This is a genomic window from Mesorhizobium tianshanense, from assembly GCF_007830515.1.
GTDB lineage: Bacteria > Pseudomonadota > Alphaproteobacteria > Rhizobiales > Rhizobiaceae > Mesorhizobium > Mesorhizobium tianshanense.
Genome location: NZ_VLKT01000002.1, coordinates 110,181 through 116,757 on the forward strand (window position 1 = coordinate 110,181; position 6,577 = coordinate 116,757).

4 protein-coding genes are annotated in these 6,577 nt (G+C 63.7%); 3 read left to right on the plus strand and 1 reads right to left on the minus strand.

Features of this window, described 5'->3' with window-relative positions:
• Position 1: 1 nt before the first annotated feature.
• The 3 genes from IQ26_RS01970 (at position 2) to IQ26_RS01980 (ending at position 2,917) form a co-directional block, all read left to right on the plus strand.
• Positions 2 to 823 carry an ABC transporter ATP-binding protein gene (locus tag IQ26_RS01970; protein ID WP_145712426.1) on the plus strand — a complete coding sequence of 274 codons (822 nt, stop codon included), beginning with the start codon at positions 2 to 4 and terminating at the stop codon, positions 821 to 823.
• Positions 824 to 837: 14 nt separating this feature from the next.
• Positions 838 to 2,211 (plus strand): MlaD family protein, encoded by a 1,374-nt coding sequence (locus IQ26_RS01975; RefSeq protein WP_145712431.1) that lies wholly within the window; start codon positions 838 to 840, stop codon positions 2,209 to 2,211.
• Positions 2,212 to 2,302: 91 nt separating this feature from the next.
• The gene (locus tag IQ26_RS01980; RefSeq protein WP_208760092.1) at positions 2,303 to 2,917 is read left to right on the plus strand and encodes an ABC-type transport auxiliary lipoprotein family protein; all 615 of its coding nucleotides are present in this window, start codon (positions 2,303 to 2,305) and stop codon (positions 2,915 to 2,917) included.
• Between the two features lie 135 nt (positions 2,918 to 3,052).
• Here IQ26_RS01980 and IQ26_RS01985 read toward each other — a convergent pair.
• On the minus strand, positions 3,053 to 6,577 hold a 3,525-nt coding region (locus tag IQ26_RS01985; protein WP_476738616.1), incomplete at its 5' end, for a coiled-coil domain-containing protein.

Below are 6,577 nucleotides of genomic sequence, written 5' to 3' on the forward strand. Positions count from 1 at the left end.
CATGGCGATGCAGGGCAACACAAAGGCGACTGGAGTTGCGGACGCGGCTGACGAAGACGAGATCGTGCTTTCCGCGCACGACATCACCGTGTCCTTCGGCGACAAGGTCATTCTCGACAAACTGTCGCTCGATATCAGGCGCGGCGAGATTCTCGGCTTTGTCGGCGCCTCCGGTGCCGGCAAATCGGTTCTCTTGCGCGCGATCCTCGGCCTGGTGCGCAAGCAGTCGGGAACGATCAAGCTGTTCGGCGTCGATGTCGAAAAGGCGAGCGAGAAGGAACGCCTTCGCATCGACATGCGCCTTGGCGTCCTCTTTCAGCACGGCGCGCTGTTTTCGGCGCTTACGGTCCTGGAAAACGTGCAGGTGCCGATGCGTGAATATCTCGATCTTCCGAGAAAGCTAATGGACGAACTGGCAATGCTCAAGGTCGAACTGGTCGGGTTGCCGCCGGATGCGGCGCAGAAATTCCCGTCCGAGCTTTCCGGCGGCATGATCAAGCGTGCGGCGCTGGCACGCGCGCTGGCGCTCGATCCCGACATTGTCTTCCTGGACGAGCCGACATCCGGCCTCGATCCGATCAGCGCGGCCGAGTTCGACGAACTGGTCGTCAAGCTGCGCGATACCATGGATCTGACCGTGTACATGGTCACGCACGATCTCGACACGCTGTTCACCGCTTGTGATCGGGTGGCCGTGCTCGGCAACAAGAAAGTGCTGGTCGAAGGCACGATCGACGACATGCTCAAAAGCGAGGAACCTTGGGTGAAATCCTATTTCCGCGGAAAACGTGCGCGGCAGCTTGATCTTGCGGCACGCGCATAGCCATAAGTGGGTAAATGGAAACCAGAGCCAACTACGTCATTGTCGGCATTTTCACGCTAGCAGCGATCCTGGCGGCCTTTGCGTTCGTCTATTGGACGGCCGCGATCGGCGACAGGGGTGAGACGGCGATGCTGCGGGTGCGCATTCCGGGATCGGCTTCCGGCCTCGGCCGCGGCAGTTTCGTGCTGTTCAACGGCGTCAGGGTTGGGGATGTCAAACGCGTCTATATCGACCTCGACAATCCGACCGCGGCAATCGCCGAGGCCGAAATAGGCCGCACGACGCCGATCACCAAATCGACGCAGGCCGATATCGGCCTTGCCGGCCTCACCGGTCAGGCCAATATCGAACTCAAGGGCGCCGACCCCAAGGAAGTGAACCTTCTTGACCAGGCCGAGGAGGAGGGCCGCGTCGCCGAGATCGTCGCCAACCCGTCGGCGGTCACCAACCTGTTGCAGACGGCGCAGGACATCTTCACCCGCGCCGATACGGTTCTCACCCAGCTCGAAGGCTTCACCAAGGACGTTCGCGGACCACTGACGCAGACCGTCAACAACGTGCAAACCTTCTCCGATGCGCTGGCCAAGAATTCCGACGGCATCGACAAATTCCTCGCCAGCGTCAGTTCGCTGTCGGAAGAGTTGAAGGGCGTTTCGGGCAAGCTCGACGGCACGCTGAAGGCGGCGGAAGGGCTGCTCAACGCGGTCGACAAGGACCAGATCAAGAGCATCGTCGACAATGTCGATACGGTGACGGCGAACCTGAAGGAAACCTCGAAGCAGTTTGACGGGGTCGTCAGGAACGTCGACACGGCGGTGGGATCGATCAACGACTTCGCCCAAAGGACGCAAGGCACGCTCGCCAAGGTCGAAGGCGTCCTCGATGGCATCGATCCGGCACAGGTTCGCACGGCGCTGGCCAACATCCAGAAGGCCAGCGAAAATGCCAACGAGGCTGCCGCCGACATCGCCAAGGTGACCAATAAAGTCGCCAACCGGGCCAACGATATCGACCAGACGATCAAGGACGCACAGCAACTCGCGGAGCGCCTCAACGACGCCTCGGTGCGCGTCGACGGCATTCTCGTGAAGGTCGATACGTTGCTCGGTTCGGGCCAGGCCGACGGCATGATAGCCGATGCCAGGAATACGCTGAAATCGTTCAAGCAGGTTGCCGACACGCTGAACGCGCGCCTCGGCACCATCACCGACAATCTGGCCCGTTTCTCCGGCCAGGGCCTGCAGAACGTCGAAGCGCTGGTCCAGGACAGCCGCCGTTCGATCACCCGCATCGAAGAGGCGGTGACGGATCTCAGCCGCAATCCGCAGCGGATCCTGTCAGGCGGCGAAGGCGAGGTTCGGCAATTCGACGGCAGGGTGCGGCGTTGACTTCGGCTTTCGCCCGCCCCAAGAACATGAGTTGCAAGTGCAGGTTGATCTTACGATCCGGGGACAACGGGGATCGCGTGTGAAGTCATTCATGTCTAAATTTGGCGGGGTCAAATCGGGTGGGCTCAAAGCGGGTGTGGCATTGCTTACGCTTTCGCTAGCCAGTTGCGCGTTTTTGCCGGGTGGCGGGCCGGCGCCCCTGGACACATTCGAGCTGTCGGCGCCGGCACTCGATGCGCGCGGCCGCGGCCGCCGCCAGATCCTCATCGCCCAGCCTTCCGCGCTCAAGGCGCTTGACAGCCAGAACATCGTCATCAAGCCGTCGGCGCGCTCGATCCAGTACCTCAAGGGTGCGCAATGGGCCGATCGGCTGCCGCTGATCGTGCAGGCGCGGCTGGCCGAAACATTCCAGCGCTCGGGCAGCTTCGCCGGTGTCGGCAAGCCGGGTGAGGGGCTGGCGATCGACTATCAGGTGATCGTCGAGGTCCGTTCCTTCGAAGTCCGGGTCGACGGTGGCGAACATGCCGAAGTCGACCTGTTCGTGCGGATATTGAACGACCGCAACGGCGAGGTGCGTGCCTCCAAGAGCTTCACCGCGACGGCGCCCGTCTCGGGCAGCGGCAACCAGGCCTATATCGGCGCGCTCGACAGTGCGTTCGGCGATGCGGCCAAGGACATCGTCCGCTGGACCGATTCGGTGATCTGATCCAAATCGAATAGTCGTAGTCGGGCGACAGGCATTGGCGCTGACCGACGATATGGCGCATGTCGCGTCACATGCTTGCCCGGGATCGAACAAAAAGGCGGGACATGTCCCGCTTTTTTGGTCCCTATCGCCTGATCAATGCAGGCGGCCGCTGGCGTGGGCAAGCATCGTATAGACCTTGCCGGTGTCCGACGTCAGGTAGGTCTGCGCCATCATGTTGTCGCGGTCGTTGCGCGACACGTCCTTGAGCAGTTTTTCGAAATCGTCGCAGTACCGGTCGACGGCGGCGCGGAACTCAGCCTCCATCTGATATTTGCGGCGGATCTCGTCGAAGGTCTGCTGGCCTTTCAGCGTGTAGAGACGCCGGGTGAACACGTCACGCTCGCCGCGCCGGTAGCGGTTCCACAATTCGATCGAGGCATCGTGATCGATGGCGCGGGCGATATCGACGGAAAGCGAGTTGAGCGACTCCACGACATGAAGCGGCGAACGCTGGGGCGGGGCCGAGCGTGGCGCTTCCGACGGTGCCGCGGGCTTGGCGGCGTCTTCGCGTGATGCCCCGGTCAAGAGATCTCGCACCCATCCGCCCTGTGCCGTACGGCCGTTGGAATCGCGCTGGCGCGACACCGTGTCCACCGGGCGTTCCAGGTCGAGCGTGCCGCGCAGTGCGGACTCACCACCCAATGGCGGCTGAGGGGCACGAGGCTCCTGTGGGGCTGGAGGACGGCGCTGCGGCTCAGCGGCGCGCGCGGCAGGCGCTTGCGGTGCTGGACGCAGGCTGCGCGGCTCCGAAGGGTCGACGCTGCGGCCCGATTTCGCAACGATATCCGAAAGTTCCTTCAATGCGTTGATCTGCTCGGAAACGGCGCGGCGGATAGCCGTGGTCGATTCCTTTGCCTCTTCCGGCATCTCGATGACGCCCTTCTTGAGCTCGGCGCGGGTGAGGTCGAGCTCGCTCTTGATCGAGCCGGCGGTGCGCCGCATCTCCTCGGTCGCGTCGGCGAAGCGCTTCGTTGCCGAATCGACGACGTCGGAAATGGCGGTACGGATCTTGTCCGCCGACTCCAGCGTCTTGCCTTCGGCGTTCTGCAGCGTCTGGCCGACCAGAGTCTCGAACGAGCGCATGACCCTTTCGAGATCCTCCGACTTCTTGACCAGGCCGACGGCGAGGTCCTCCAGCGACGATTGCCTTTCCAGCGTATGTTCGAGGTTGCTCTGGGCCGAACTCAACAGGTCCGAAGCACTGGAAAGCAACCGGCTGTGCTCGTCGAACTTGGTGGCGATGCCGGCGACCTCGCGCAATGTGGAAGACGACAATTCGGTAAGCCGTGTCGTGTTCGAATCGACCAGGCGCGCCGAACTGGCGAAAGTCTGGGCGGCTTTTTCGGTCGTTGCCGCGAAGCTTTGCGTGCTGCCGGTCAGGCGTTCGTCGACCTGGCCCAGATTGGCTGCCGCCTGCTCGATCAGCTGACCGAGCTGCGCGCTGGAGGTACTCATGCGGCCGATGAGATCGGCGACACTGTCGGCGAGCGTCGAGCGTGCCCCTTCGACGGCCGACAATGTTTCGGCCGTGCGGCTGGCGAGCGCGTTGACGAGGGTGGCGTTTTCGCTGCGAAGCTTCTCGGTCGCGCGCTCGGTAACCTCTTCCATGCTCTTTTGCAGTTCCGAGCCGCCCTGGGCGAAGCGCTCGACCAGAGGCCGTGCCGTTTCGTCGAGGATTTTCGATATCTCGGCCGAACGTGCCGCGAGCATGGTGTTGAGCTCGCGGGTGTTGGTGCCGATGGTCTTCGCCGCGTCGTTGGTGCTCTGGCCGATATGCTGGCCGACCGCGGTGAAGGTTTCGGCGATCGCGTTGGCGCGCGAAATGAGTTGCGCCTCGGCGCTCGAAACCTGCTCGTTGAGCTTCTGGCCCATCGCCTCGGTGGTGTAGGCGAGACGGTTCTCGACGCCGGCGACCTGTTCCTCGACGCGAGCCGCCGCAGCCGCCGCACTGGACGCCAGGCGCTCGTCGGCCCCGGCGAGCGCCTGCTCGATTTCGCGGGCGTGGACGGCAAGTTCCTGACCGGTCTGCCTTGCACGTTCGGCAACCCGCTGCTCGGTGCTGGCAAATGCGCCGACGATGCTGTCGGTATGCTCTCCGATCGCGGACGAGCTGTCGGCGATGCGGGACACCAGACGGTGATCCGCCTCGTCGAAGATACGGCCGATCTCGGATGCGCGGGCCGACAGCGCCTCCGAACCTTCGGCTATACGCGATATCAGCTGTTGGTCGGCGGCATCGAAAATGCGGCCAAGGTCCGATGCCCGCGCCGCGAGCGCTTCGGCTGATTCGCCGATGCGCACGCCGAGCCGTTCGTCGGCGCCTTCGAAATTGCGCAGGATGTCGCCGGCGCGCGCGGCCAGCGACTGCGCCGTTTCGACCGCGCGGGCAACCAGCTTCTGGTCCGCCGCATCGAATGTACCGGCGATCTCGCTGGCACGGGCGGCCAGCTGGTCGGCGGTTTCCTGGGCGCGCGCCAGCAAGGAGCTCGACGTATCGTCGACACGGGCCATGATTGCGCTCGATGTATCCTCGGCGCGAGCAATGAGCGTGCTCGAGCTGTCCTCGGCACGTGCGGCGAGGCGGCGATCCGCCTCCTCGAAGGTGCGGGCGATATCCTCTGCCCTGGCGAGCAAGGCGGCCGAGGTTTGCTCGGCGCGTTCGGCGATCTTGCGATCGGCGTCGCTGAACGCCGCGCCTGCCTGCTCATGCAGCGCGCTGGTGACTTCCATGACCTTTTCGCGCAGCGCTCCCGCAACGAAGACGGCGCTCTTTTCGAGCACGCTGCGAACGTTGTCGACACCAGTTGACAGCGCGCGCTCCATGGTCCCGGCGCGCTCCTCGATGATGCCGGTCTGGCGGCTGAACGCCTGCTCGATCTTTTCGACATCCGCGGCGATTGCAGCTGAGATGTCGGTGCTTCTGGCGGCGATCTGGTCGATATGGCCGGACAGGGAACGGTCTACTTCCTGGCGCGTATCGGCGAGCCTGGAGAGATCATCCTCCAGCGCACGGGTCAGCATGTCGCGGCCTTCGGCCAGCTTGCCGACATGCCCGGCGATGATGCCGTCGACGTCGGAGCGGCTCGTCGCAATTTTCTGCAGGTCTGCTTCCAGGGCGCGTCTGAGGATGTCGCGGCCTTCGGCCAGCTTCTCGACCTGGCCGGCGACCAGCCCGTCGATGCTCGACCGGCTTTCGGCCAGCTTGGCGAGGTCGTCCTCGAGCGCCTTGGAGAGGATCGAGCGGTCCTGGATGAGCTTCTCGGCATGGCTGTTTACAAGACCGTTGACGCTGCCGAGATCGGCCTCCAGCGCCCGCGCAAACTCTGCGCGATTGTCGGTCAGCTGCTGGGACTGGTCGGTGACGATACCCTTGATGGTATTGAGGTCTGCTTCCAGCGCGCGTCTGAGGATGTCGCGGCCTTCGGCTAGCTTCTCGACCTGGCCGGCAACCAGCCCGTCGATGCTCGACCGGCTTTCCGCCAATTTGGCGAGATCGTCTTCGAGCGCCTTCGACAGGGTAGAGCGGTCTTCCGCCAGCTTTTCGGACTGGCCTGATATGACGTCCTTGATCGTGTTGAGATCGGATTCCAGCGCGCGCTTGAGAATGTCGCGGCCCTC

What these genes read in the sequence shown, in the direction of transcription:
- IQ26_RS01970 (WP_145712426.1), top strand. Translation starts at nt 2, where the DNA reads ATGGCGATGCAGGGCAACACAAAGGCGACTGGAGTTGCGGACGCGGCT.
- IQ26_RS01975 (WP_145712431.1), top strand. Translation starts at nt 838, where the DNA reads ATGGAAACCAGAGCCAACTACGTCATTGTCGGCATTTTCACGCTAGCA.
- IQ26_RS01980 (WP_208760092.1), top strand. Translation starts at nt 2,303, where the DNA reads ATGTCTAAATTTGGCGGGGTCAAATCGGGTGGGCTCAAAGCGGGTGTG.